25 protein-coding genes and 2 pseudogenes are annotated in these 25,970 nt (G+C 42.7%); 10 read left to right on the top strand and 17 right to left on the bottom strand.

Annotated elements, in window-relative coordinates:
• Nucleotides 1-4 precede the first annotated feature (4 nt).
• The 6 genes from ACYIA1_RS01550 (at nt 5) to ACYIA1_RS01525 (ending at nt 5,371) form a co-directional block, all read left to right on the top strand.
• Nucleotides 5-1,000: a hypothetical protein gene (locus ACYIA1_RS01550; protein ID WP_008764247.1), complete on the top strand. Its 996-nt coding sequence runs from the start codon at nt 5-7 to the stop codon at nt 998-1,000.
• A gap of 3 nt (nt 1,001-1,003) precedes the next feature.
• Complete coding sequence (locus ACYIA1_RS01545) at nt 1,004-2,686, top strand: hypothetical protein (RefSeq protein ID WP_008764246.1); 1,683 nt, start codon at nt 1,004-1,006, stop codon at nt 2,684-2,686.
• A gap of 2 nt (nt 2,687-2,688) precedes the next feature.
• Nucleotides 2,689-3,342, top strand: coding sequence for an OmpA family protein (locus ACYIA1_RS01540; RefSeq protein ID WP_008764245.1), 654 nt, complete (start codon nt 2,689-2,691; stop codon nt 3,340-3,342).
• 3 nt (nt 3,343-3,345) lie between these two features.
• Complete coding sequence (locus ACYIA1_RS01535) at nt 3,346-4,098, top strand: flagellar motor protein MotB (protein WP_007833994.1); 753 nt, start codon at nt 3,346-3,348, stop codon at nt 4,096-4,098.
• Between the two features lie 3 nt (nt 4,099-4,101).
• Nucleotides 4,102-4,878 carry a S1C family serine protease gene (locus tag ACYIA1_RS01530; RefSeq protein ID WP_008764244.1) on the top strand — a complete coding sequence of 259 codons (777 nt, stop codon included), beginning with the start codon at nt 4,102-4,104 and terminating at the stop codon, nt 4,876-4,878.
• Nucleotides 4,879-5,092: 214 nt separating this feature from the next.
• On the top strand, nt 5,093-5,371 hold the full coding sequence (locus tag ACYIA1_RS01525; protein WP_050547399.1) for a thermonuclease family protein: 279 nt from the start codon (nt 5,093-5,095) through the stop codon (nt 5,369-5,371).
• 520 nt (nt 5,372-5,891) lie between these two features.
• Here the strand turns inward: ACYIA1_RS01525 and ACYIA1_RS01520 are convergent.
• The 11 genes and pseudogenes from ACYIA1_RS01520 to ACYIA1_RS01470 form a co-directional block, all read right to left on the bottom strand.
• Entirely contained in the window at nt 5,892-6,887 is a 996-nt protein-coding gene (locus tag ACYIA1_RS01520) for a tyrosine-type recombinase/integrase (RefSeq protein WP_480334160.1), read from the bottom strand.
• A complete protein-coding gene (locus tag ACYIA1_RS01515; RefSeq protein WP_480334158.1) occupies nt 6,884-8,068 on the bottom strand; it encodes a site-specific integrase in 1,185 nt (394 codons plus the stop codon). Before ACYIA1_RS01515 ends, ACYIA1_RS01520 begins: the two co-directional genes overlap by 4 nt.
• Nucleotides 8,069-8,304: 236 nt before the next feature.
• Nucleotides 8,305-9,135, bottom strand: a complete 831-nt coding sequence (locus tag ACYIA1_RS01510) for a hypothetical protein (RefSeq protein ID WP_480334156.1) — start codon at nt 9,133-9,135, stop codon at nt 8,305-8,307.
• On the bottom strand, nt 9,132-10,232 hold the full coding sequence (locus ACYIA1_RS01505) for a DegT/DnrJ/EryC1/StrS family aminotransferase (protein WP_480334154.1): 1,101 nt from the start codon (nt 10,230-10,232) through the stop codon (nt 9,132-9,134). The genes ACYIA1_RS01510 and ACYIA1_RS01505 overlap by 4 nt, the downstream gene beginning before the upstream one ends.
• Nucleotides 10,233-10,248: 16 nt before the next feature.
• Entirely contained in the window at nt 10,249-10,899 is a 651-nt protein-coding gene (locus ACYIA1_RS01500) for an acetyltransferase (protein WP_122383172.1), read from the bottom strand.
• A 166-nt stretch (nt 10,900-11,065) separates the two neighbouring features.
• On the bottom strand, nt 11,066-11,479 hold the full coding sequence (locus ACYIA1_RS01495; protein WP_122383170.1) for a sugar 3,4-ketoisomerase: 414 nt from the start codon (nt 11,477-11,479) through the stop codon (nt 11,066-11,068).
• A gap of 223 nt (nt 11,480-11,702) precedes the next feature.
• The gene (locus ACYIA1_RS01490) at nt 11,703-12,107 is read right to left on the bottom strand and encodes a sugar 3,4-ketoisomerase (RefSeq protein WP_480334152.1); all 405 of its coding nucleotides are present in this window, start codon (nt 12,105-12,107) and stop codon (nt 11,703-11,705) included.
• Nucleotides 12,108-12,399: 292 nt separating this feature from the next.
• Nucleotides 12,400-12,961 (bottom strand): annotated as a pseudogene (locus ACYIA1_RS01485) (MraY family glycosyltransferase); the annotation flags it as partial.
• Between the two features lie 5 nt (nt 12,962-12,966).
• Entirely contained in the window at nt 12,967-13,374 is a 408-nt protein-coding gene (locus tag ACYIA1_RS01480; protein ID WP_122383167.1) for a hypothetical protein, read from the bottom strand.
• 42 nt (nt 13,375-13,416) lie between these two features.
• On the bottom strand, nt 13,417-14,523 hold the full coding sequence (gene nusG / locus ACYIA1_RS01475) for a transcription termination/antitermination protein NusG (protein WP_480334150.1): 1,107 nt from the start codon (nt 14,521-14,523) through the stop codon (nt 13,417-13,419).
• A gap of 510 nt (nt 14,524-15,033) precedes the next feature.
• A pseudogene (locus ACYIA1_RS01470) lies at nt 15,034-15,965 on the bottom strand (tyrosine-type recombinase/integrase).
• A 398-nt stretch (nt 15,966-16,363) separates the two neighbouring features.
• Here ACYIA1_RS01470 and ACYIA1_RS01465 point away from each other — a divergent pair.
• The 4 genes from ACYIA1_RS01465 to ACYIA1_RS01450 all read left to right on the top strand — a co-directional run bounded on the left by ACYIA1_RS01465 (nt 16,364) and on the right by ACYIA1_RS01450 (nt 18,686).
• Nucleotides 16,364-16,906: a lipocalin family protein gene (locus ACYIA1_RS01465; protein WP_122382856.1), complete on the top strand. Its 543-nt coding sequence runs from the start codon at nt 16,364-16,366 to the stop codon at nt 16,904-16,906.
• An 81-nt stretch (nt 16,907-16,987) separates the two neighbouring features.
• On the top strand, nt 16,988-17,410 hold the full coding sequence (gene mscL, locus ACYIA1_RS01460) for a large-conductance mechanosensitive channel protein MscL (protein WP_005865683.1): 423 nt from the start codon (nt 16,988-16,990) through the stop codon (nt 17,408-17,410).
• A 75-nt stretch (nt 17,411-17,485) separates the two neighbouring features.
• Complete coding sequence (locus tag ACYIA1_RS01455; RefSeq protein WP_005855327.1) at nt 17,486-17,707, top strand: hypothetical protein; 222 nt, start codon at nt 17,486-17,488, stop codon at nt 17,705-17,707.
• A 142-nt stretch (nt 17,708-17,849) separates the two neighbouring features.
• Nucleotides 17,850-18,686 (top strand): head GIN domain-containing protein, encoded by an 837-nt coding sequence (locus ACYIA1_RS01450; protein WP_009276823.1) that lies wholly within the window; start codon nt 17,850-17,852, stop codon nt 18,684-18,686.
• Between the two features lie 20 nt (nt 18,687-18,706).
• Here ACYIA1_RS01450 and ACYIA1_RS01445 read toward each other — a convergent pair whose 3' ends face one another.
• The 6 genes from ACYIA1_RS01445 to ACYIA1_RS01420 form a co-directional block, all read right to left on the bottom strand.
• Complete coding sequence (locus ACYIA1_RS01445) at nt 18,707-20,422, bottom strand: sensor histidine kinase (protein ID WP_122378846.1); 1,716 nt, start codon at nt 20,420-20,422, stop codon at nt 18,707-18,709.
• A 127-nt stretch (nt 20,423-20,549) separates the two neighbouring features.
• Nucleotides 20,550-21,890 (bottom strand): sigma-54-dependent transcriptional regulator, encoded by a 1,341-nt coding sequence (locus tag ACYIA1_RS01440; RefSeq protein ID WP_008774420.1) that lies wholly within the window; start codon nt 21,888-21,890, stop codon nt 20,550-20,552.
• 58 nt (nt 21,891-21,948) lie between these two features.
• Nucleotides 21,949-22,614, bottom strand: coding sequence for a Crp/Fnr family transcriptional regulator (locus ACYIA1_RS01435; RefSeq protein WP_034532394.1), 666 nt, complete (start codon nt 22,612-22,614; stop codon nt 21,949-21,951).
• A gap of 59 nt (nt 22,615-22,673) precedes the next feature.
• Nucleotides 22,674-23,966 (bottom strand): alginate export family protein, encoded by a 1,293-nt coding sequence (locus ACYIA1_RS01430; RefSeq protein ID WP_008774422.1) that lies wholly within the window; start codon nt 23,964-23,966, stop codon nt 22,674-22,676.
• A 16-nt stretch (nt 23,967-23,982) separates the two neighbouring features.
• Nucleotides 23,983-24,777, bottom strand: a complete 795-nt coding sequence (gene ccsA, locus ACYIA1_RS01425) for a cytochrome c biogenesis protein CcsA (protein ID WP_008774423.1) — start codon at nt 24,775-24,777, stop codon at nt 23,983-23,985.
• 1 nt (nt 24,778) lies between these two features.
• Complete coding sequence (locus ACYIA1_RS01420) at nt 24,779-25,969, bottom strand: cytochrome c biogenesis ResB family protein (protein WP_146375917.1); 1,191 nt, start codon at nt 25,967-25,969, stop codon at nt 24,779-24,781.
• Nucleotide 25,970 lies beyond the last annotated feature (1 nt).

The raw sequence follows: 25,970 nt of genomic DNA, 5'->3' as shown, positions 1-25,970 counted from the left end.
ACAAATGAAGAAGATTATAATTTTATTGTCAGTAATAACGCTTGCTAGTTGCTCATTATTGCCTAATAATGGTGAAAATGATAATGAGGCCATAAAGAAGGCTCAGCAAACTGCACAAGAAAATATTAGTCAATATACTGACCAGGAAATAGATCGTGCCAAGAAAGAAATCGACAATGCTGTAGCATCTGTGATTAATAGGGCAGACTCAACATTAACAAACCAATTCACTGCAGTTGAAAAGTCATTTAATGCAAAAGCAGAGGAAACAAAAAAGGAGTTGAGTGGAAAAATTTCAGGAATCGAGGATAATATAACGAAAGCTAAAGCAATTAGTTTTATAGGAATTGCTATTGGAATTTTGGGTATAGTTTTGGCGTTTTTTGCATATAGAAAAAGGCCTAGAACAAATGTAAATAAAGTAAAAGACATAATTACAGAGGAAATCAATACAAACGACTATATCCGTAATGAGATTCGCAGAATCGCAGGAGGACAAAGTTCGTCTTATCGACCGCAAACCAGTGCCCCGTCTCAGGCAACAATTGATCGAGCTATAGAAGCATATTTGGCAAGTAAAAAATTTAAGGATATTTTACAGCAATATATTGCATTAGCAACAGCTCCTACTCAAAGTGTGACAGAAAATATAAAGATGGAGCCGGCTACTACAGCTAAACCTGTATATCAAATTTATGCAAAAGAGTCTAATTCAATGATTCTTTCAAGCATTCAAGATACATATCAAAAAGGAAAGTCAATTTATAGACTTACTATGTCAGAAGCTAACGCATATACAGCCGAGGTAAGTATATGTATTGAGCAAGAGGAAGTAAAACAACGTATCCTAAAATTTGATAGTCAGTATCTCGAACCTATTTGTTCTGTTACTCGCTCATCAAATGATCCCACTCAGGTACTCATTAAGACAACAGGAACTGCAGAACGTATCGGAGAAGAGTGGAAAGTCATTAAACCTATAACAGTTGAAATAAAGTAAACAATGGAACTTCATTATATTCTAGTGGTTCTTGTAATTATAGCAATTATAGTTGCACAGATATACATATACAGGAACACTAAAAAGAAGATAGCGACCTATAAATCAATATTCCCCAATAGTACATCATCGTACTCTATCGTTGAGAAAGAAATTCAGACAGAGAGTTGTAGCGATGATGATGATGTCTATGTTGAAGATATTGATACCATAAGTGTTTCTCAGTTAAATATCAATACAGATAATGAAACACTTAAGGAGATTAGGGACGCCTTGAATATGTACCTTCAAAAAAACAGAGGAGCAGCGAGCGATTTTTATTTAATGAAGGATGTCGTAGAGCGTTACTGTGATGCAGAGGAAGAAGAAATCAATATACAACAGCCGATACCGCTATACCTCGGTTTGATGGGCACAATGGTCGGTATCATTGTCGGTATTGGCTTTATTGCCGTAAGTGGAGGTTTATCAAGCGAATCACTTATGGACAACATCACCTCATTGATGACTTGTGTCGCAATTGCTATGGCCGCAAGTTTAGTGGGTATTTGCTGTACAACTCTAATTTCTTGGTCAGCTAAAAGTGCTACATCCAAGGTAGAAGCTGATAAGAACAGATTCTACTCGTGGTTACAGACAGAGTTGTTACCTGTTCTGTCTGGAAATGCAGTAAATGCTTTGTATCTATTACAGCAAAATCTTATGACCTTCAATCAAACTTTCCAATCAAATATTGAGGGTTTGGATGGTGCCTTGTCTAAAGTTGAAGAGTCGTCTAGGGAACAAATAGAGTTGATTACTCTAATCAAGGATATTGACATTAAACGCGTAGCACAGGCAAATGTTACAGTTCTCAAAGAACTTAAAGAATGTACTGGTGAAATAGCTGTGTTTAATAAGTATTTGCACAGCGTCTCAGGATATTTGCATTCCGTAAATGAATTGAATAGCAACATTAATGAGCATCTTAATCGAACAGCCGCCATTGAGAACATGGGTGCATTCTTTGAAAGAGAGATCAATCAGGTTGCCGCTCGCGAACAGTATATCAACGAGGTTGTTGCAAAAGTAGACGACACGTTGCGTAAAACATTTGAGAAACTTGCTGAAAGTACAAGAGAAAGCGTAACTCAATTGCGTAACAACTCTGTTTCAGAGTTCGATGCACTGCTCAAGCATTATTCAGAGCAAAAGGAAGAGTTTGCAAGAATGCTTCAAGAGCAAAGAGAAGAGTTTGCTGCTAGAAATGCTGAAACTACTGAGTTGATGAAAGAGATTCGTAATCTTGCCGATATAAAGGCAGTTATGGGACAGCTCGTTGAGTCAACGAAGGGTCAGACAGCAATACTTGAGAGATTGGTTAGTAGCCTTAAAAACCAGAATAATGGTGGAAGAAGAGAAGGTTTCCCCATCGAAAGTGCAGTGCAACATGTGTCCGCTCCAGTATTCCCTAAGAGCATAACTTATATGGTTGCAACTATAACTTTGCTTGCTTTTATGGCGTTTGGCTTATATGTATATAACTCTTTTATTGCAGAACCAAGGATTGAGGTTGTTGGCGTTTCTAATGAGCCTCAACAAACTATAGTTCCAACATCTACGCAGGTAGAGCCAAATATCAGTAATGACCAAACTGTTAATGTAGATTACTTAGAGTCGACTCAAAGTGCAACACAGGAGCAATAGATATGGCAAAGGAAAGCAAATCATTCTTTTGGGCTAGTTACGCAGACCTTATGACAAGTCTATTCTTTGTTATGCTAACACTATTTATAGTTGTTATCATAGCATTGAATAATGCTCGTATTGATGCGATTGAGCAGACCGCTGAGCTGCAAGCGAAAATTGACAAAGCGGATGAGATAAACAATGCAACTCGAGAACTCGATACACAGCATTCGCAATACTTCCAATACTTCCCTGAATTCAAAAAGCACAAACTTGCAGTAACTGTGAGTTTTAGAAGTGGAAGTGCAGATATGAATAGTCTTCCATCAAGTACAAAAGAAGATTTAAGAACGACAGGTAAGATCCTACAAGATTTTATTATTAAAACGACACAAAGTAACCCTCATATCCAGTATCTCCTTATTATTGAAGGACAAGCATCGAAAGATGGATATGCTTATAATTACGAGTTAAGCTATCAAAGAGCATTATCTCTTAAAAAATTTTGGGAAGATAACGGGTTGAATTTTAATGATAAAAATTGTGAAGTACTAATTTGTGGTAGTGGTGATGGACGTTTAAGTGGCACAGGACTTATGAGAGAATCAAAGGAAGTACTTAACCAGCGATTCCTTATACATATTCTTCCTAAACCCGGAAAAATTGGTGATTAATAAATGGGAAAAGATAAACGAACGCACTTTTGGGCAAGTTATGCAGATCTAATGACTAGTTTATTTTTCTTGATGGTTGTATTGTTCATCATATCAATCGTTGAGTTAAAACAAATTGATGCGACACCTCTTGAAGTGAAAGAATTAAAAGCAGAAAGAGACAGTTTATTGAACCTCAACTCTCGTATGGTACTTCGTCAAAAACAATATAGTGAAGAGTTGGATAGTATGCGATATCTTGCCAATGCAACACAAGCCCATATTGATAAGATAAATGAAATTAACGATGCTACCAAAAATCTCGACCAAAACTATTTTGTATACGACTCAATTAATAAAAAACACAAACTGAATTTTGTTGTACGTTTTAAAATTGATGATGATCAAATATATAACATTTCTAAAGTTGAGCGAGAAAAATTATTGTCTGTTGGTCAAGAGTTAGTAAGATTCATTCATAGTGCCGCTGAAAACACGCCGGAGGTTCAGTATCTTCTCGTGATTGAAGGTCAGGCATCAAAAGATGGAATAGATAAAATGGATTATAACTATGATTTAAGTTATCGCCGAGCAAGAAATCTTAAAAAGTTTTGGGATAATAACAATATCCATTTTGATAGAGATAATTGTGAAGTACTAATCAGTGGTAGTGGAGATGGAAGGCTCAGCGGCACAGGACTAATGAGAGAACTCGAAGAAAAAGCAAATCAAAGATTTTTGATTCATATTTTACCCAAACCAGGACAAATCCAATAATATATGAAACAAATACTATATATACTGCTCATACTACTGTTATCTGTAGGTTGCGCTCAAAAACCAGCAGCTCCTAAGGGTAATAATAACTATCCTGTTTCTAGTCCATCTTCTCGACCAGGTTCATTCTCTAATAATGGTCGCCCACCACTACCACATCAACAAAAAGGAACTTCTCAGACAAATAAAACTTCAGATGTCGGTAATACTACAAATGGTAGAGTTTTGTCTCCAAGTGAGATCTTTGAAAAACTATCATCTGCGGTATTTAAGATTCATACATCTACTGCGTATCAAGGGTTCCAAGGTTCTGGCTTCTTCATATCTAGTAACGGTATTGCAGTAAGTAATTACCATGTTTTTCAAGGTACCGCTGTTGGCTATGAAGACATAATACTTTCCGATGGAAGCTCATATAAGGTAACGGAAGTTTACCATAAGAGTCAGGACAACGACTTTATAATATTCAAGGTTGGAGTTAGCAGAAAAGTAAACTACATTAAGATCGCAAATAATACACCAAAAGTAGGAGAGAAAATATATACTATCGGAAGTCCAAGAGGCTTGGATAACACTTTTTCATCTGGCGAAATATCACAGATAAGGGAGAACGGAAAGATTCTACAGATTAGTGCTCCAATTGATCACGGCAGTAGTGGAGGTGTTTTGTTAAATTCAAAAGGAGAGGCAGTCGGTATAACATCTGGAGGAATAGACGATTCTGGCGCCAATCTCAACTATGCCTGGAATATACAACTTATAAAATCATACATCCCATAGACTATATTTATATGTAAAATAGAATGAATATGAAAAGGTTTCTTATTTGGATTCTTTTATAAGGTTGTCTGTTGTCAACAACAGAGTGCTTAGCTCAAAAGTTTCAATTTAAAGTAGTAGAAATTTCTGATGGTTTTGTTGGCCTAAATAGAGATAACTTGCAAATAAAATTTAGGATTTGGGGCATTGATGCTCCAGAAAAAGAAACAGGCTTTTGGGACAAAAACCAAGGATTATTTGTAAACCCTTATTTTTGGGGGAAAATATTATTGTTGATGTTCAAAAACAAGATGGTTGGGGTAGATATATCGCTTATGTTTATACTCTAGAGAATAAGGATGTCGCCCTTGAAATGTTGAATGCAGGAATGGCGTGGCACTATACAAAATATGACCAGTCCGAGAAATATCATAATGCAGAAATAAAAGCAAGGAATAATAAAGTGGGGCTTTGGGTATATCCACGACGAATTGCACCATGGGATTTTAGATAGTAATAGTATTTGGTACACTTAGAACGCTATTTCATACATTATCAAGAACATGGCTTTGCCATATGGATAAACCTGTATATTTTTGTTTGGAAGAACAATCGAATGAAAAAAACAATTGGTCATATCAACCTCTATTGATTTAGTTCGTATAGTACCAGATTAAATCGTCTACATTGCATCAGACGGAAACTATTCTACGCTTGTACAAACCGATAACGAGGTACGTATGTTATCATACCAATTGGGATAGATTGAGAAAATGATCTCACACCAACTCGGTAGTAAGGTTGGTAAATGTGTGAATGCTACTATTATTTTATTAGTGTAAAAAACAACTATACAATTTTAATAGCTAATTGACGATTTATATTCGGGTTAAATTAGTATCTTTGCAAAATAAATAAGGTGTTCTTTTCAATAATGCAAAATAAGACAGATAAGGGAACTTTTCTTGTTTCTAAGTCGTTACCTATCACAAATTAAAATTCTGTAAATCGTTTGTCTTCAGCGAGAAATAAAGTTATCTATGTCTCGCATGGTGGAAGGAGACCCGTTTGTTGATTCCGGCTCTTTTCGCCATATTCTTCAGGACGGCGTTGCAACCTCCGCATGTGCCTAAATCAAAGACAAAATCGTCAAGTGTCTTGTCGCCACGCTCAGGCAACCATGCCATCGCGTTCGTGCCCAAAGGGACGGTCACAGGTTTTTCTGTCTTTTTCATCGCCTCTATCCTTATCACCATTCCGGACTGTGACTTCTCGATGTTGCCCCACTTCAATTGCTTCAGGTCGCTGTAGCGCAAACCTGTGAAACAGCTGAACAGGAATGCCATCTTGGTTGTGGTGCTTCGTGTCTCCACCTCCATCAGCCTGTGCAGTTCCTCACGGGTCAGGAAATCACGTTGGTCAGTCGGCTTCTTTATCCGCTCGTCCCTTGACAGCAGGTGATAAGGATTGCACTTGATGACACCCTCCCTTGCCGCCTGGTTGAGCATCGTGTTCATCTTCAACTGGAACAAGTGCATGGTCGATTTTGCCAGCCACCTTGTCCCGCCGTCAGAAGTCCGGCACTTATAGACATCGGCCATGTAGTGCAGGAATCCCCTGTAGAACTCCCGGCCTATGCAGTCCATCGTGAGACGCGGGCTTTTGATGTGTGCGAGATAGTCGTTCACCATGCGGATAAGGGTGTCGAAGTGTTTTAGATAGGTAAGGGAAAGTCCTGCGTTCGCGTGCATGGCTTTGGCGTATTCATCCATCCATGCGCTCACAAGAATCTTGTCGGCCTCCTTCAACGGGCTGCCGTCCTCTTCCGGTGTCTCGCCGAGCAGTCGTCTGGCTCTGATGGCAATTGCCTTGTCCATCGCATTTTTATTCAAATCCTTTGCATGTGGAGCGGAATCAGGGACAAGGTACAGTTTGGGATATTCATACCACCTCTTGCCCTTGTCATAATAATCAAGGTATATTGTCCTGTTGCCGTTCTTCAGCTCGCGTGTCCTTATTTCTATTTTCATGCCTGCCTGTCTTTGCCGAAGAACCTGTCCATCATGTTGACGGCATCAATCTTCTTCTGGTCGATTATTTTCGCGTATATCTGTGTGGTCGCCACGTTTTTGTGGCCGAGCAGTTTGCTCACCGTGTAGATGTCAACTCCTATGGTCAGCATCATCGTTGCGTAGCTGTGGCGGCTGACGTGAAAGGTCACGTGCTTCTCTATCCCGGCTTTCTTCGCCCATTCCGCCAGCCTTTGCTCTATGACGGAAGCCGCGCTTGACAGGCGGAAGATTGGCTCGTCCCCGTCTTCCGTCTCACGGAGATAGCCGAGGGCATCCTTTGAAAGCGGCACATTGACGACCTGTTGCGTCTTAAGCATCCTGACCCTTATATAACGGGCGGAATCGTTTGGCGTTGTAAGCACCTTGTTCCATGTGAACGTGCGGATGTCGCTGAGACGCAGACCTGTAAAACAGGCGAACAGGAATGCCTTTTTCAGTTCCCCGTCATCGCAGGGAGTGGCCATCATTCTTTTCAATTCATCAATGGTGAGATAGACCCTCGTGCTTTCCTGCTGGTGGAAGCGTTCCTTGGATGTCAGCAAGGTCATAGGGTTGCGTTCGATGATACCGTCACGCAGTGCCGTGTTCAATGCGGCTGTAAACACGGCCTGTGTCTGTAGTCCCGTACAGTTGCTTATCGTCCTTTCTTCGCTTTTCAACCGCCTGTTCTTCGCTGTGCGGAGGAAATTGATGAAACCACGGCAGAAATCCAAATCGACCTCCAGCATGGCTATGTTAAGCCGTCCGGTTGAACGTAGGTATTCCTCCACCTTGCGCCGCATGAACTTACGTCCTTTCATGGTCGATTCGGTCAGGCCGTTCCCCTCACTGGCGTATTTCTCAAGATACGCGAGAAGGGGCATCGAGGCTTTCATCACCTTGTCAAGGTTGGCTATGCCGTAGTACTGCAGCGCGATAATGCGCTCGGACTTTATCTTCTCGGCAACACTTCTCGCATGTTCGTTCTGTATCTTGTCAAAAGGCGTGTTCTCCGGGACAAGGTACACACCAAGCGACTCCACCTTGCGCACACCTTTTGAATAGATGTCAAGATAGAGGCTTCTGTTGCCGTTTGCGAGCTCGCGTTCCCGGATGCGCACTGGCTCTTTCGCCTTGGTTGTCTTCTTCGGTCTTCCCATAAATCATTCAAAATTGTTCTTGCCGTCAAGCAGCATATTGTTTTTCGTCTGCAAAGGTACAACAATTGTTTTGTTTCACGTAACAAATACGCAACAAATATAAGGAATTTATGGAAATTTATGCTTCGCCAAAGGAATTAAAAAGTATAATCAATTATAATTGAATACCAATATATTACGTTTCTTTTAGTTGCTTTGTTTTCACTTGTTTCGATTTTGTTTTCTTATCGCAAAACTTAATATCCATAAACTTTGCCTAAGAAAACAACTTGATTGCGATCAATGCAATTTTTATCCATATAATCTTGAACAAACTTCTCTGCGCCATAGCCTACAACTGATAGAGAATAATCGGGATGCCTTTTCAAGAAATTCAGCATTGCGCACAATGAAGGAAGCTTAAAATTTACAAACCGGCCAATCCACAAGATTTTTTTATTGTTAACAGGCTTGAAAGAGTAGTCAGGGAATGAGCATGTAGGTAAGGGTACAATATTATCTTTTGGTATTTGAATTCCATATCGCCCCCATAATCTTACGATAACTTCGCTCATCGGGATTAATACGCCTTTGCTTTGCACCTCACGGAAAAGATTCGTATTAAACTTCATCATCTTCTTAGAAGAAAAATTTCTTTTTCCTCGCAGTTTGAGGATTAATTTATCAAGAAGTGTTTGACAACAATACAGATTGTCTTGATCATGAAGAATTAAATGAGCCAATTTGATATGATACGATTCTTCCTTTGTTAAATCTGTAGTCAAATACAAATCTCGTGCACAAAATGAGAAAACCTCATATTTAACATCTCTATCGAAAGAAGATAATATGGCATTTCTTAAATCTTTTCTCTCTGCATCATTAAGATAATAATAATCAACTGGAAGATTAATAGGACAACAATGTTTCTTATTAATACCTTTCTTTTTTATATCCGATTCTATGTAACTTTCACTTTTATAAAATAGTAATAATTCAGGACATTTCTTCTCGAAATACTCTGCTAGCCGTACAAAAAGTGTCTCTCCACCTCCAAGATAGGTATTGAAATTAATTAGTGCAATCATTTGAATGAATTAAAAAAATCAACCACAATCTTGACCTCCTCAGCAGACACAATTTGATTCATTGGAATAGACAATTCCTCGTCATGAATCTTTTCTGTAATAGGATATACACGATTATTCCACTCTTTGTAGCACTCCTGCTTGTGAGGAGGAATAGGATAGTGTATCAATGTCTGAACACCATTTACCTTGAGATACTCTTGTAATTCGTCTCTACGCTCGCAGAGAATAGGAAATTGGTGATATACATTGTTCTCGTTAGGGATGCGTGAAGGCAGAGTAATGAGTGGATTCTTAATATTATCGTAGTAGTAAGCAGCTAACTCTTGTCGCTTTGCATTGTCCTCATCAAGGTATTTCAACTTCACATCGAGTACTGCAGCATCGAGCTCAGACATACGGCTGTTCACGCCAACATACTTAAATACATATTTCTTTTGGCTACCATAGTTTGCGAGCGCACCAATCACGCTTGCTAGTTCTGCATCTGATGTTGTAATAGCACCTGCATCTCCAAAAGCTCCCAAGTTCTTACCAGGATAGAATGAGTGAGCCGCAGCATCGCCAAGTGCACCGGTTTTTACACCCTTCCATGCACATCCATGACTCTGAGCACAATCCTCCATCAGTTTAAGATTGTGCCTCTTACAAATATCACCAAGCTTGTCATTGTAAGCAACACGACCATAGAGGTGAACAATCATCACTCCCTTTGTCTTTGCTGTGATAGCCTCCTCAATGCGATCAATGTCAATCTCTAGATTATCCCATGTTGGCTCAACAAGCACTGGAATGAGATTATTCTTGGTAATTGCAAAGATAGTAGCTATGTAAGTATTGGCAGGAACTATAATCTCATCACCTTCGTGAAAGACACCCATCTCAATATAACCTTTCATAATGAGATAAAGTGCATCAAGACCATTTGCTACAGCTATACACTCACTAGTACCTATATATTTTGCATAATCAGCCTCAAACTGCTTGTTCTCATTGCCTTGAAGAAACCACCCCGACTCAATAACTCTATTGACTGCGGCTTTGTATTCATCACCATACTGCATGGTGATTGCCTGAAGATCTAATAACTTTATCATTTTGATTAATTTCAATTTATAAACTTCTTAAATATTTTGCAGGAACTCCTACATATATTTGGTTGTCAGGTATGTCTGTTGTAAGAACACAACCTGCTCCCGCCATTGCACAAGAGCCTATTTTGTGTTTTTCTAGAACTCTGGCTCCAATTGCCACATCAGAGCATTCTCCCATCTCAGAATATGATCCAACTATTGCACCCATTGCCACATGACATAACCTTTTTATAACTACATCATGTCCTATACACGTATTGGCTTTAATCATCGTGCCTTCACTTATATAAGTTCTAGGACCTATGTATGCATTATACATAACAAAACAACCTGATTCTATCACAGCACTTTCTGCAATAAATGCAGTATAGTGAATTATTGTAGCCAACCTATCTTTTGGTATTTCAAGTCGATCATAAGCTTCAATTGTTTTGTGATTTTTAGCTATCAAATGAATTCCCCATGAAAAATAATAATCCTCTGAAACGAAACGCTCGATGTCGGATGTACCTCCCAACACAGGATATCCATCTACTGATTCAACAAAATCATTGATAAATCCAGCAACTTCCCATTCGTAATTAGGGTCATGTGAAAGATTGCTATTTATACATGACGCTATTACACTTCCATGGCCCTCTCCACCTAATATTAAAACTCTTTTTTTCATTACGCAACCTCCTTTTTTCTGATCAGTTGTGAATGGAAAAAAATTAATACTTGAATACAGATGTTGCAATTGGCTCCAATTGTAGCTTCGGGTAAAACTACACAGAATTGCCTAATCCGTGTTCCAGTACCAATCTTCTTAGATTGGACATCTGCTAATGAATGTATCATTTTTTGTAATCTAAAAATTCATTGTAATCACGAATGTAGTCCTCCTTTTCATAAAGATCTGAGGCCAAGACCAAACAAATGGAGCCAGAAGAGAAACCTTGTTCCGCAGCCCAAATGCCGGGAGGAATATGCAAGCCATAAAAAGGACGATTCAACAAAACCGTACGCTTGTTTACCCCATCATCCAACATCACCTCAAAGCTACCACTTGCAGCAATCAGAAACTGATGACATGCCTTATGAGCATGAGCACCCCGTGCCTCACCTCCCGGTATGTCATACGAATAGAATACCCGCTTGATATCAAATGGCACATTCACATTCCCATGGATCGGTGTGATATTCCCCGCCCGGTTCTCAATCTTAGGAAGCTCCACGATCGAGCAACCATAAACCGTTACTTTACACATACTATTTTTCGTTTTAAATATTTCGAAACAGGAATCTCATAATAATGATACACCACATAACTGGTCAAAAGGATAGCAAGAAACAAACAGCCATCTTCAATTGCCATAAAGAACAAGACTCCACAAGAACCACCAGCCTTAAACCATCCAGTTCCATCCACGGGATAATGATGAAGGAAAATCATGATAGCAAATATGAAACGAAGAGATTGTAGCAAGGATATCATGGATTCATTATCCTTAGGAATTCTTGATAATCATAAATGTAATCCTCCGCATCATAGGGCGTGGATGCCAATACCAAGGCCAAGGAATTGGTAGAGAAATTATTCATCTCACGCCAAAACCCCTTGGGAACATACAAGCCATAATAAGAGCGGTTGAAGGCATAAGTGGTACGCACCTTACCAGTGTCTATCACCACATCAAAACTACCCGAAAGGGCTACGATGAACTCTTCGTTCTCCTTATAGGCATGACCGCCTCTTCGCTCACCACCGGGAACGTCATAGATCCAATACGTCCGTGCTATCTTGAAAGGAATGTGTCTCAATTCCTCAATAATAGACAGGTTGCCTCGCTTGTCCAAGATCTTGGGCAAGTCGATAATCCTAACTCTATCTTCCATATTGTTTGATAAAAATGATTGGTCAAGTAACATGGTTACTTCTTCCATGTAAACGATTTATACAGTGCACCCGTTATCCATTAAGCATTTACACACAGGGATGTAAGCACTCTATTTAGTTAAAAATTACATCTTTTAACATTGGCTGCTAGCCAATATGATTTTGTCAGGGACCATATTAAGGTAGATTGCCGCCATCTACCCTTCCCCCAGCACATACTTCACGATCGCCCACCAGATATTGCGCACGCTCCCGCCATGGATATGAAGCACACATTGACTTACTTTTTCTTTGGATGAAAAAGACCACGCTCAGGACAGACAGGGCGATGCAACACAGTCCGGAGGCCAAGCCATCAATGCCGTCGATCAGGTTGATGGCGTTCGTCACGTAGACCACGGCGAAGACCGTGACCGGGACGCCCACCAACGCCGAGACAGAATAAATCCCGAACAGGCCACCCAACGAATCGATCCAGCTGCCGGACAACACCAGCAGAAGAGCCGACACGACCTGCACGACGAACTTGTAACGGTAACCAACACCCACCAAGTAAAGCAGCGTCATGCCCACGAACAGGAAAAGGTACTCATAGAGCATACCAAGCGACAGACTCGACACGTCCGAGGGCCACAGGTAAAGGCGAAAGCATCACCAAGGCCATCGACATCAAGATAACCGGGAAGAACGACAACCCGCCCAGACAGGGAACAGGGGTCGTATGCACCTTACGGGAGTCCGGAATATCATACAGGCGTTTCTTGTGGGAGATCACCAAGATCCTAGGGATGATAACCATGCCAAAAAACACGGAGGTCAGGAAGCCGGACAGTAATAATAACGGTATTTGCATCGCACTCATACGCTCTCACTCAATAAAGGCAACCCCTCCACCTCGCTAGCGTGCCATTCACGGTAGTCCGACAAGGGAAGCCCGGGGACGGTCAATAGCTTGTAATCCAACTCATCCCTACTCAATATATGTTTGCGAACGTACGAACGCAACGAACGATCCGTCACGGAGACCATCACGATCGGGAACGGGTAGGCGAATAGGCACAGCGGCGTGGTCTCGCTATCCGGGAACGCACGACGCAACTGATAGGCAGAACGCTCGAACGCAACCCAGTAGAGACCCGTACAATACAGGTGGATTGAGTTCTGGTTCGCACGCTCACGATCCATGATCTCTGTCAAATGATCACGCAACAGGTTCATCAAACGGATACCCGAAGGAACCTCGCACATATCTCTCTCTTTTCTCATATCTTTTATTTATCGCTATGCGCAACTGTCAACTGTCACTTGTCAACTCCCTACGTGCCCGAACCAACGGTCGTAATCACGCAAACGACGTATCAACACGGACTTGCTCTTCTTGGGCGAAGCCTCGTCCTGCCAAGGGTCAACCAACTCGTGCGCCATGCGCTGGTAGAGGCTGCTGTCCGTACAGCCGTACAGCGTGACCAGCAACAAGGCACGGGATTGCCCCGCTTTGATCACCGGGAGCATGCTGTGCATCGTGGAGTGCAAACGATCGAACTCATCCTCATCGCCCAACAACCTATAAGCAGGAAGGAGCAACGAGTAAAGCTTGCAACGGATCACGTCGGTCTCAGCACGGAGCGAGGCGTAGCCACGCAGGACCTCACGGGCCAGACAGGCATCCTCCTCACCTACGTCGCCGCAGGCATGGTAACGGCCCAAGGCCCCGTGCAAGCCTTCCGACAGACGGTCGTTGTCCAAATGGGTATAGACGTACTTGCCCCTCGTGTTCAACTCGATCAACTCGTACTCCCCCGCTCTCACCTCGAACAGGGGAACCCATATGCAATCAAGGATACGCACCATCACGTCCTTATGGCCACCGCCCGGCTGTACCACCACCTCGGCCTCCATGTCGGTAAAAGGGCCGGAGGTGATGCGGACACGGTCACCCCTCAACAGGCGGCCGCTATCCGGAACGTACACCGGAAGTTCGTTGGAGTAAGACGCCGCAATCCAGCGTAAGCTATCCATCTCTCGATCGGAGAGATAGGGGAAATAAGATTGTCCACCGTCAGATACCCGGGGGAGGAAATTGTACAGGGGAAGCGTACGCTTCAGGCTAAAGATCTCGTTCTCGGAGGCGTGGATGAACACGTAGTTGTACAGCAGCGGTTGCCTCGTGTTGACCATCTTACCGCCAACCTTCCTCGCCTCGACATACGAGGGGGAGAAATACTCGAACAACGTCTCCCCACGACGCTCACGCCGCAAAAGCTCAGCGTCCAGTCCCTTCGAGGGGCTGATCCTGTCACGCTTCCCACCGGCGGTAGGGAGCGTGAGCACGTACCAGCGGACGGCCTCTTGGTCACGTCGCTTGCGAACATGTGCCATGAACCTATCCGAGCACTTGCTTGTTAATATATCCATCTCTATGATTATCTTTTCTAGTGGTTATCCCGTGGCCCGAAAACAGACCCCACGGCAATTCAGAGCCCTACCAAGAATCTTTTATATCATCTTGATAAACAGTACTTTATATTTTCGAATATGGCATTACTGAAAATTACCATCTCTTGAAATCTTAGGCTACTTGGGGAGTAGCCTAAAAGGTGCGAGAACGGTTATCACCCGGTTGTAGAGACGGGGCGTGCCCCGTCTCCCACTGTCTGATAGTATCTTTTAGTTACCATTTGGAGGGGATGAGACGGGGCACGCCCCGTCTCTACAGGAATGTATGTTCGATTTTTTAGAAGGGACGTGATGATGTAGGAAATACGAGATCATTTCGTCTCTATTGCCATGTCTATACACTAGGAATAAGAACGAAGATTTAAGGAGAATCAAGGCCGGAGCACAAACTAAAACTAATGATTGCTTGTTATTTGCTATTTTTTGCTACATTTGCACCGTGAAATGAACGCTACTCCCCAAGTAGCCTCACCCCACCTCTGGTATATAATTATATACATTCTCAAAGCAAGACTTATTTACCACCGTCATTTTCTCCAACGAGAAACTTCTTAGATAAATCTGGGTTGTCTTGATGGATTTATGGCCTAATAACTCGCTGATCATCTCTATGGGGACATTTTGTACCTTCAATGACATGGCAAAGGAATGACGGATCGTGTAGGAAGTCACATCCGAGACTATTCCGGCAACCTCTTTCAACGTCTTCAAGTTCCGGTTAAACCGGGACAAGGCCGCATTGTACTCGAGATATTCCTCATGGCCGTTCTTCGTCCCACTTAAAAAGGGAAATAAATAGCCGGAGTCTCCCGCCCTCTCACCTGCCAGCTCCTTATACATAGCTTCCGCCGTATCCAAGACCTCCAACCGCATAGAGGTCCCGGTCTTCTGGCGATTGTAATCCAATATGCCGTTCTTGATATTACCCCTATTCAAATGGGCGAAATCAACGAACGACATCCCCCCATATTGAAACATCAAGCAAAGTGCCAGTTGTGTCTTCCTCAACTTCTCTCCTTTTACAGGGACAGCATCAGGCGATTCAAATCCCCCAGAGGCAAGGATTTCTTGCGCAGGCTTTCCACACCCGTAAAAACCCCCTTGAATAATGAAGGGATAAACGCCGCCTCGCCATTCTCCACCGCCTTGTTATAGATACAACGCAAACGGCGGATATACGTGGAGACCGTATTACGCATGCAGCCTTTCTCCAACAAATAAGCCTCGTACCGGCGAAGAGTATCCTTATTTATATATGTATATGGGATACGATCCGTCCCGCTATACCGTATAAAAGAGTTCATCGCATCCTGATAACTTTTCGCCGAGGAATACCGTCCTTCCTTTTGTAACAGACTTATATACTCTCGCATCCCTTCCACCAAATCTTTCTCATCCATATCTCTCTATTTTAAATTCCAACTGAAAACAAAGACGCAAAGTTAGACATCTTGACGATTACTAATTTACAAACAAGCATTTACAATTAAAACATCTTCATATATTCTTTTCACAGTAAAGAGTCATTTATTTCATAGTTATGACTTTTTATTTCATAGTTATGATTTTTCCAAATCATAACTATGAAATTTTCAATACAAAAAAACATATAAAAACGTGGATCTAAATCTATCGTCCGGAAATGCCACAACTACGAATTTCTCACTTCAGACAGGATAGAAATTTCAAATTAAAAGTTAAAGCACAGATTGTCGAAAAAATAAAAATCCTAAAATATGAACGTTTTCAAACTTTTTAGAGGCTCTCTATGTTTATTATGAGATAAAAATAAAAACCTATGCGATTTAAACTAATAGGCCTCATCTGTCTTATAATGCAGTGTAATTTATCTTGCACTCAACGTATTATAAACAAAGAAACCGTCCAGACTTTGGATTTACACCGCTATATGGGGAAATGGTTTGAAATAGCACGCTTTGATCATCGCTTTGAGCATAATCTCGTAGGGGCTACCGTGGAATACTCATTTCTCCCGAATGGAGATATAGAAGTTGTTAACAGCGGATATTGGGGTAATTTTTCCGGTTCCTTCAAACGAGCGAAAGGTATAGCCAAAATAACAGATCCTACGTGTCCTAGTAAATTAAAAGTGTGTTTCTTTATGCGGTTCTACGCCGAGTACAACATTATGGAAATTGACGAGGATAATTACTCATACGCTCTCGTAGGCAGTAATACCTCAGACTATTTATGGCTACTTAGTCGTACGCCTACACTCCCAGAAGAGGCTATTCTCTTTTTATTGACTAAGGCCAAAGAAAGAGGATATAACACATCAATGCTCAAATGGGTCAAACAAAAACATGAAAATCAAAAATAATTTCTTCAAATTTCGCTATAAGCATTGAAAATATTCAACTTATGGCTAATTTTGTTGTTATAATATAAAAAGCGTTGTTTTATGAAAAAAATATTACAAGAGTTTAAGCAGTTCGCCATGCGAGGTAACGTAGTGGACATGGCGGTAGGTATCATTATCGGTGGTGCCTTTGGAAAGATCGTATCTTCTATCGTAGCGGATCTGATCATGCCGGCGGTAGGTTTACTTGTAGGTGGCGTCAATTTCACGGATTTAAAAATCACCTTGAAGCATGCTGTAATGGAGGGAGACAAGGTGATCTCTCCGGCGGTCTCCATTAACTACGGAAATTTCATACAAGTGACACTGGATTTCATAATCATAGCTTTCGCCGTCTTTTTACTTGTCAAAGGTGTTAATGCTTTAAGCAAGAAGAAGGAAGAGGCCCCGAAAGCTCCGGCCGCTCCCCCTGCGGATATCCAATTACTTACCGAGATTAGGGATTTACTGAAAAATAACAAATAAACACCAACCTTATTGGTTGACTTGCTGTTTCATAACTACAAAAAATAATGTTTTAACTCATAAAAAGTAGTAGTTATGAAAAATGTATTATTCGGTTTAGCCGTAGGTGTAGTTGTTGGTTACGTACTTCGCAGGATGGAAGATCAAGGACAGTTCGAATGTCTGGAGAACGAACTCCACGGTCTTACAGATAAGGCAAAGAAAAAAGTAAAGGACGTGGTAGACACGGGTAAAAATCAAGTCGAATACGTCAAAGACAGAGTAGAACATATGGTTGAAAAACCTAAAAGTAATTAATCGACCTCCCTGTTATTAGGGTAAGAAAAAGAAGCTATCACAAAAAAAGTCAATGATAGCTTCTTTTTTTTCATTTTAGATGTAACGTTTTTTCAACTCCATTCGTCTTATAAGAAAAGAGTATAAATTAATTACACTTCATATGAGAACAAGAATGATGGCCTTATTTGCGTTGATCGCTTTTTGCGTGATGCCTATCGAGGCGAAGAAAGTAAAAGGGAATGGGGATATTATCACGAAAGAAATCTCCGTCAGAGACTATTCAGCGATAAAAGTCGGCTCAACCGCCATGGGTTATAGCGACAGTTGGTTCAGCCTATTCAGCCGTGGGGGAAATCCGTCGTACGTTTTCGGATATACGCAAGGAGAATCAGCGTCCTTACGAATCACGATCGACGAGAACTTATATCCTTATATAAACGTTCAAGTAAAAAACGAAGAACTTTCAATCTCCACAGAGAATGGTACACAATTAAGCCCTACCCGATTTAAAATAGAGGGCACTTCCAAGAAGCTGGAAAAAATCCAGATGTCCGGTTGTATGGATTTTGTCCTGAGAAGCGCTTTATCCGGAGATGATCTGGAAATTATAGCGACAAGGGGTAGCGACGTGAAAATGGAGAAACCGGTCAACGTATCTAATTGCATAATTGAGGCGACCAGCGGTAGCGATATCATCATCAACGATCTTACTACCCGAATAATACGAGGCCGTGCCAGCGGAGGTAGCGATCTCAAGCTTACGGGAAAAGCGGAGAACGGCGAATATTCCGCCTCAGGTGGCTCGGATATCAAGGCTTATGATCTTATCTTAAACCAGTTGGAATGTTCCGCCAGTGGTGGCTCCGATATTTATACGCACGTAACCGATTATATCAAGGCTTCGGCAAGCGGAGGTAGTGATGTACATTACAAAGGTTCGGCAAGATCGGATACATCCACTTCCGGAGGAAGCGATATTATAAAAGAGGGTAATTAACACCCTCTTTTTTTACCCTCTTATACATTGAATTTTATAACAAAAGTACTTCCTTTTCCAACTGCGCTATCAACAGAAAGTGTTCCTCCATGAGCTTCCACGAAGTCTTTACTGATAGCCAGCCCTAGACCACTCCCTTGTACCTTCGTTCCCGGCACACGGAAATAGCGATCGAATATACTTTGATGATATCGGGGATCAATGCCCTTACCGAAATCTTGCACATAGATCTCCACGCTATGATCTTGCTGGCGGGCACCGATTATGATACGGCCATTCTCCGGGGTATAATGAATTGCGTTCGACAATAGATTCGTCAAGACCCACGCGATTTTCTCGCTATCCACAAAAAGCTTGGAAATCTTCTCCGGGTATTCCACCTCTATATGGCAATTGAAGCGATCAGCTTGCACTTGGTTCGCCTTTATCGCATACTCGATCAATTCGATCGGTTTGGTTATTTTCGGATTCAATTGTAGCTTGCCAGCCTCCACCTGCGTCATTTTCAATAGCTCACTGGTTATTTCCAGTAATCGATTACTACTTTCCTTGATACTTTCCGCCAGTGCTTTTTGCTCGTCGTTCATGGCTCCCACACGGGCATCCTCCAACAATTTCAGGCTCATCATGATCGCCGATATCGGAGTTTTCAATTCATGGGAGATCGTCGAGATAAAAGTGGTCTTAGCGGAATCCAACTCCTTAAACTCCGTGATGTTCTTCAATAAGATCACGTCTCCCACATACACCTCCGCCTCGCCATTCTCCAACACACGGATCGGTATATATTGCACTTGAAAATAACTTTCCTTATTATCCGCGTAAATTTTAAGCGGCTCTTTTTTCTCGCCCGGCTGGATCAGTTCCCGAACTAACCTGCGAAGCAAATCGTTCCGTAAGGATAATTCCGAGGCAGACTTTCCGATCACGTTTTCCCGCTTGAGATTCAAGATCGTCAAAGCCTCGTTATTGGCGAAAAGAATCTTACGATCCCGATCCAAGCCTATGATTGGCTCCGTGATACTATTCACGATAGCCTCTATATATTTCTTTCCTTGAATAATATCCGCCAACGTACTTTTCCGGTATTCCGTAAGCCGTTCCGCCATCCGGTTAAAGGATTTCGCTACCCCCTCGAATTCATCATATTTAGCGAGATCCAATCGTTTCTCGTAATTATGGTTAGCGATCTCCATGATACCGTCCATCAACATACGGATAGGGGTATTTATCGAACGGGGGAAACGTATTAAAAAAGCGAAAGCGACCACCATACAAGAGAGGCCAATCCCCCAAATCCAAAATAAAGCCTTTTGAGACGTAGACTCCGCCACTTGGCTTTTCCTGTAGATAGAAGCCATATTCAAACTCATGACTTGATTTAAGGCGAGACGTACACGACGGATATTCTCCTCATTACGCTCTTTCGCCAATTGCTCGTATTGAGCGACTAGATGTGAGGTGGCCACGTTCTCATCGACCTCCGTGATATTCTTTTTCTGTAGCCCTAGGTTTTTCTCGAAATCGGCTTGAGCCGAAGGATCGCTATCGATTCGTTCCAGCGCATCCAGCATCCGGCGTGAATAGAGTAAAGAATTATAATTATCGGCCAATATGTTCCTTGTGTCGGCAGACATATCGGAGATGTTCTTTACCGATAGACCTCCCAGCAAAACGATCATGGCAAACAGCAGCCCGATTCCGTATCTTAGTTTTGTTTTAATCTTCAGACTCATAGGTGATGTATTTTAAGCGATTATTATTAAGTTTACGTTCAGCAAAAATAAACTATTTAGCAATGTCCGTTTCTCCTTGCATATCTTCAAGATGCTTTCGGGTATACATATAATGCAGAATATGAGATTAAAGCCCATACTCCTCAATCTTCCGATAAAGAGTAGTGAGGCCTATACCTAGAAGGCGGGAAGTTTCGGTTTTATTGCCTTTTGTGTATTTGAGCACTTTTTGGATATGCATTTTCTCTACGCCACTCAGGTCAAAACCGCTATAAGATTCCGTACTCGCCGCAGAGGAGGTTTGCATATTCAAAGGGAGAGCATCCAAGGTTAAGGTATCTCCATCGGCAATAATCAGGCTACGCTCAATTGCATTACGCAACTCACGTACGTTACCTTTCCAAGCTCGTTTTTTCAGGGCATCTATATATTCGGGCGAAATTGTTCGGATATTCTTTCCCATCTTGGAGGAAAAAGCGGAAACAAAGGCTTTTATATGGAGAGGGATATCCTCGACCCGTTCACGAAGCGCGGGAAGATGGATCTGGAAAACGGAAAGCCGATAAAATAGATCTTCCCGGAAATGCCCTTGCTCGATCTCTTTCTCTAAATCACGGTTGGTAGCGGCAATAATTCGTACATCCACTTTCGTAGGTTTCGTATCGCCGATCTTGATAAACTCCCCGGTCTCAAGGATACGGAGCAATTTCGCTTGCAAGTCGAAAGCCATTTCCCCGATCTCATCCAAGAAGATCGTACCTCCGGAAGCTTCCTCAAACAAGCCTTTTGTCTCTTTCAAAGCACCGGTAAAAGCCCCCGCTTTATGACCGAACATCTCGCTTTCCAATAAATCCCGACTAAAAGAGGAACAATTGATAGCAACAAAAGACTTCCCTTTCCGGGTACTATGTTGATGGATGGATTGAGCAAAGACCTCTTTTCCCGTACCGGTCTCACCAGTCAACAGAACTGGAACCTCCGTAGCCGAGACTTTCTGAGCCAACGCTATCGCCGCTTGGATAGCGGGTGATTTACCGACAATCGTATCAAACGAATATTGCCTCCCGACGGACGTAGCTTCCTTCTTTTGCTGCTGATAAGCGGCAGAAGCTTTCTCCATCGCTTTGGCTACCAGAGGAATGATCTTATTATTATCATCCCCTTTCGTAATATAATCGAAGGCTCCATTCTTGATTGCCTGTACGCCATCCGGAATATTACCATGCGCGGTAAGTAGGATGATCTCGGATAGAGGGCGGAGTTTCTTTAAGTCCGACACCAAATCCACGCCATTACCATCCGGCAAGAACACATCGCACAATACCACCTCTGGCGAATGTTGCTCCATCTGCCTCAGCCCCGCCTTACAAGTAGCAGCCTGTAAAACCTCGTATCCCTCCAAACCGATAATGCGTGAAAGTAAACCTAAAATCTGCTTCTCGTCGTCGATAATTAAAACTTTGCCCATACACCGGAGTTATTTATTTGGGCACAAATGTACGCTTTTTACCTTTTTCCCAAAAGCATTAAAGCATACATGTTAACGCCGTCTTATTTAAAATCGTCACCTTTCTCCTTGTAATGCTGATAAATCCCTCATCCACCAATCTCCCGATTTCCTTCGATAAAGCCGGGCGGGTAACACCAAAATACTCTGCTAACTGCTCTTGGGTATGTTCTAGTTCCACGACATTCGAATCCTTTTGCTGATGTTCGAATAAGTAATAAATAAAGCGGTTCCGGATGCCACGAAACGAAAGCACCTTCAAACGAGTCATCGTACATTTATTACAGCTAGTACTGACGCAAAGGAAATTATGCAGGAATAACGGCATAGAATGCATTAAGGTAAATACAGACTCCTTGGTGCCCTTAAGCAATACCACATCCTCGTCGACGGTAAAAGTAGCGGGGAATTGGTTTTTCTCGGAAAAGATATGAGGCGTAGCGAACGTGCGTGGAGCCTGTATCGTCTCCACGCGCACGATGTTACCCGATACGTCCAAAACATCCACGTTCAATTTTCCCTCCAATAAAACATGAAGGGCGTTACAAGTCGTCCCTTGATGAATTATGGTTTTTCCTTTTGGATGCTCCTCTACTGTATATTCAAGTTTATCCAAAAACTCTTCCCGCATCTTAAGCGTAAAATTCTTAAAAAGCGGGATTTTAAACATATCGGTTATATCCATCGTATCTTGTTTTGAAAAAAGGTTTACTCCTGCAAATATACCCTTTTCCTTGAGAACTGTTACCATTTCGTCGTGAATATAGTTGGATTAATATTTATTGATAACCAACCCCAATCTTGCCAATGAGACGGATTTCCACCCTTCACGGCCTTCATGGTATTCGTACCCAACATCGTAGAATATCCCGCGGATAATTTCACGTCTTTCATAATTACCCAATCCACTTGGAAATCCAATTCCGAACCTAAACCTTTACTCAATTTATCATTACCTTCGTATACGTCGCCCGTGATGGAGAAATAATGATAGGCTAAAGACAGGTTTACCTTGGAAGAAGGTTTATAAGCTACATTTATCTGATTATCCCATAAACCCGGATTCAATCCGTTGACAAAAGAGGAGGCGTAGAAATAATCCATGGCACCATAAAACTTATGATGGGTTCCGTACAGAGGATCAAACGCCTTATATTTCCCGTCGGCCCCATCCGAGCCACTCAGATAATCACTACCTACACCGATCTTCCATTGCGGATCGATTTGATAAGCGGCGTTTACCGCCCATAAGAAAGCGGAAACATCCCGTCCGCTTTTCGTCTTGCCGAATTGATAATAGATAGTACCACCTATCGTCCAGTTACTAGGCGTATAGATCAAGTTCGTTCCTAAGGTTTGCAGGTATTTTGTATCCGAGTTTTGTTTCTCGGCATCACCGCCTTCCATCCCTAAGTTCATAAACAAGAAGGATGCGTTAAAACTCTTGTCGAAGAGATGCTTATACCAAAGGGTTTGCATCGTTTTATAGGGTTGCGCACCCGGAGCGTAATACGTTCCTCCGATCGTTTTCTCATCATTCTGGTTGAATGCGAGAATTAAATGCAGTTGGTTATTCGTGTTCTCGTAGCCTAGCTTCAAAGCATCATGATAACGACCGGCCACGTTCCAATCCAACGCACCCATGATACGCTCGTCATCGTATACCAATGACTGGCGACCTAACTTAGCGAAGAAACCCGATCCGAAATCCAGCTTCGCCCACGCCTCATTCAAGATAAAACGGCCATTCTTATCGATCTGAGGATCCTGCCCCCATACTCCAACATGTTGCGCGGACAAGCCGATAGACAAACGATCCCGCTCATACCCCAAAGAAAGGCGGGCACGGTTATTGATAAACCCGGTGGACTCGGCATCTTTAGGCCGGGGGAATAAGACCCCGTTCCGGTACTCGGCTCTCGGACGTATCTGTACTTTCATCGAGAACGTGTTCTCTTTCGTATTTTGTGTTTCTTCCGCTTGCGCGAAAAGGGCCACGGAGAGCAAGCCCGCTACTAAAACAACTAGTTTTTTCATATACCTCTGATTTTAATTATTCCATATTATAAGTATGTACACTATATCCTTGCGCGGAGGGTAGATAATTCACGCCAACCCAACACACCTGTAGCAAAAGAAAAGAGAAAACCAAAAGCCCCAACGCCGCTGAATAACGCAAACGGTGGTGAAGGCGATAATGGATATAAATCAAGTACCCCAACCAAGTGGCAGCCGCCCATGTCTCCTTCGGGTCCCAATTCCAATAATGCCCCCACGCCTCCTTGGCCCATAAAGCGCCGAACAGCATCCCAATCGTGAGAAAGGCCATACCGACATATACCAAGTTATCGCATAAACTCATCATCCCCTCGTCAATCCCCTTCTTCCTCGCACGGATCAGCAGGTAAATGGCGATAAGGGCAGCGGCGCCCAGCATGGCGTAAGAGAACATATAGACTATCACGTGCGGAGCGAACCACGGGCTTTGCAAAGCGGGCATCAAGGTCTTGTTATGTATCTCCGGCTTAAACAGATTGACACAGATAAAGACAAAGGCCAACAATGTACTAAAGGAAAGTATCCATTTATACCGCCAACGGACATAAGTGATCACGCCCGCCACCGGCAAGAAGAAAGAATACCATAGACGAGTCTCTCCCATCGTGCGCAAGGGCGGCCTCTCCAACGAGATCCACATCCCTATGATAAAAGCGGAGAATATAGCCAAGCCAAACACGGTCCAAGCGACAGCCCCCTTGGAAAAAGAAGGACGATAAGCCAACCATGCCCCACCTATCCAGCAAAATAACGCCGGAGCGGCGAAATAAATAAAGTAACTCCAATCCATACTATCCTTTTTTTACTGGAGCGGATAGGAATAATCCGATCGCCCCGGCTATCATCATTAAGATCCCTGTATAAACGATCGGCAACCATGGATCTCTCACCAACTCAAATACACTCATCCGGCTCCATTTACCTTTCGTCTCGTCGTAACTCAATTGGTAGATTTTCCATCCGGCAATAGAGAGTGGCTTATTCACCTCGATACACGCCTCCTTGGTCTGTTTATCTTTCGTATAGACCATTACGTCCGAGGCAAAGCGTCTCGGTTCCCGTTCCGGCATCACCATACTGACCGCATCATCCAGTTGGAGCGATATGTATGGAAAGATATAGCTGCCACAACTCACCCAGCCTTCCTTCTGCCGTCCGGTAAGTTCGTTACGTGCTTTTACGTATAAAGCGGTGGTCGCCCCCTCGGAGTGAAATTCCACGAAGTTTACCGTATCCTGCCCCATCACGCAAGCCGCCATCGGTAGTGAACGGGTAACCTCAACCTTCCAGCCTTGCAGGTTTCCGGCTAAGGGAATTTCCTCCACCAATATGTTCTCGGGTTGCTTTTCAGGAAGCGCTTTTCCGGTCGTATTGTCGATTAGCATTAACTTAGGAGGATATTCATCAATCGTAAACGAACGAAGCTCGATGGCAAGCGGTAGTTCTATCATCTCGTTCTTCTCGTCCGAAGCCCTCCACTCAGGATTCTCCAGCGGAACCGTCATCCGTAAACGGCGTAAATCCCCGTTTCCCAAGATCGCCGCCAGCAGCGTGATAAATAAACCGACATGGTTCAGCATAAACGGAACATCCCTCCAGCGAAACGATACGATACGCTTCAATGTGACAAAGCCCAAGACAAACAAGAAATAGAGAAACAGCAGGATAAAAGGCCACGACACCGTAATCCGCTCGATACCCGGACCCACAAATCCCATAACCAACACAACTGACAAAAGAGCCGACAAAGAGGTAATGCTCGCCGTTAACCCGGAAAACCACTGGACAACCGTGATTTTCCGGCTAACAACAAACCCTATACATAGAACCAGCAGAAAAATCAATCCTCCGGCCACATTCACCGGATATTGGAACAACCCTGCCTGAACCGGGCCGGTGATCAGTTGCAAGCCAAATCCCGTAATCAGTAAACCGGCACAAATGGCCCAGCCTTCAGCATATCCCCAAGGTTGTTTCCACATA

Source organism: Parabacteroides sp. KHUB-02 (genome assembly GCF_056640955.1).
This window is presented reverse-complemented; position numbering and strand designations above follow the sequence as displayed.